Origin of the sequence: Leptospira idonii, assembly GCF_004770995.1 — a bacterium.
Taxonomy (GTDB): domain Bacteria; phylum Spirochaetota; class Leptospiria; order Leptospirales; family Leptospiraceae; genus Leptospira_A; species Leptospira_A idonii.
Genome location: NZ_RQHW01000057.1, coordinates 1 through 1,166 on the forward strand (window position 1 = coordinate 1; position 1,166 = coordinate 1,166).

Annotated in this window: 1 protein-coding gene; it reads left to right on the top strand. The window is 37.4% G+C overall.

Annotated elements, in window-relative coordinates; translation table 11 throughout:
• Positions 1-1,166, top strand: a 1,166-nt coding sequence (locus EHS15_RS15940) for an HD domain-containing protein (RefSeq protein WP_210416363.1), incomplete at both ends; no start/stop codon positions are given.

The window sequence follows — 1,166 nt, forward strand, 5'->3', positions numbered from 1 at the left end:
ATTCAAGATCCGATTGCAACAATTCAATTACAAAGCCCCCGAAACGGGTTAATCCCAGAGCGCTTATTTAGTATTCTGTCAGATATTTGTGCAGCTCATGGTCGTGACTTTAATTTTGTAATGTCATTGCCTTCATTAGAAAATGGGCTTTCTACAGAAGATGCTCACCCCCGTTTTGTTGCTTGCCTTTTACGACTTGGTGATCTTTTGGATTTAGACAATCATCGCTTTTGCCCAACGATGCTTTCTGCTTTTGGAAGTGTCCCTGGTGAAACAATAGCTCATATAGAAAAGCATGCGGCAATAAAGCATTTTTTTGTAGGTCCAAGATCAATACAAGTTGTTGCTGAATGTGAAACAGTTGAAGGATACTCCGCACTACAAAAATGGCTTGGTTGGCTTCGTGATGAAATTAAGGATCAAACAGGCAAATGGCCACAGATAATGCCTGAAGGTTTTCCTGGAACGTTACCAACTTTTGATGAATCTATTGTTAAGGCAAAAAATTATGAGGCAGTGACTGAATCAAAGGCAACGACTTTCTCCTTAAATGTAAGGCAAGCTCAAGAATTATTTTTTGGAGAAAATATTTATAAAGACCAAGGTGTATTTATTCGAGAACTCCTACAAAATTCTGTTGATGCATCTTTAATTGCAGCTTGGCTTGATTTTGAGCAGTATCTTAAGCTTAGTCCAGACTCAGATAAGCCGAATGATCTTAGAAGAGATTGGATTGGCTACATTCATAGCTGTAAGGAGAGATACACAATTCAAGTTGATTTTGTAAAGATAAACCAGATTCCAAATTCTAATCAAGAAATATGGCGAATTAGTATTACTGATAGGGGAATCGGGATAGATGAAAGAGACATTCCTTATATGAAAGAAACTTTGGGTAGTTCGAAAAACAAAAGAAAGGTAGATATCATAAATAAGATGCCTGTTTGGGCAAGGCCTGCTGGCGCTTTTGGGTTAGGGCTTCAAAGTGTATTTCAGGTTACTGAAGAACTGGTTGTTGAATCGAAATCTAGGTTCAGTACGAATGCATATCGATTTGAGTTTTGTAGCCCCACTGGAAAATATAAAGGACGTATATTAGCTCAAAGATTGAACCATTTTCAATTTGAGCATGGTACAAAACTTGAGTTTGAAATGAAATTTGATTC